We start from the raw sequence: 713 nt of genomic DNA on the forward strand, positions 1-713 counted from the left end.
TGCGGGTCCCCATGGACGGTCGCTGTGAAATTCAGGACATGCTGCGTGGCACGGTCGAGCTGGACTGGGCGCTGGTCGATGCACAGATTCTGCTGAAATCCGACGGCATGCCAACCTACCACCTGGCGAATATCGTGGACGATCACCTGATGGAGATCACCCATGTCATTCGTGGCGAGGAATGGCTTAACTCTGCGCCCAAGCACAAATTGCTCTATGAATATTTTGGCTGGGAAATGCCGGCGCTGTGTCACATGCCGCTACTGCGTAACCCGGATAAATCCAAACTCAGCAAGCGCAAGAACCCCACCAGTATCCTGTTCTACCAACGCATGGGGTATTTGCCGGAAGCGTTGATCAACTACCTGGGCCGTATGGGGTGGTCCATGCCGGATGAGAGCGAGAAATTTTCGCTGGCGCAGATGCAGGACGCGTTCGATATCCAGCGTGTGTCTCTGGGGGGGCCGGTGTTCGATGTGGAAAAACTTAGCTGGCTGAACGGCCAATGGTTGCGCGATCAGAGCGATGAGCAATTTCTGGACTCGCTGCTGGACTGGGCTTACAACCGTGATTACGCCATGAAAATCATCCCGCACTTGCGCCAGCGGGTGGAGACCTTGTCGGAAGTGGCCGACAAGGCAGCGTTCTGCTTTAACGGTATGCCGGCGATCAACGAAGCCAGTTTCGAGCATAAGCAGTACGCCACCGATGAC

General features: G+C 55.8%; 1 protein-coding gene. It reads left to right on the forward strand.

The genetic code is table 11. From position 1 onward, the window contains the following. Window positions 1-713 (forward strand): glutamate--tRNA ligase (locus A3730_RS25075; RefSeq protein WP_231884042.1); only part of this gene is annotated, 713 nt, incomplete at both ends.

It is taken from the genome of Alcanivorax sp. HI0044 (assembly GCF_001634945.1).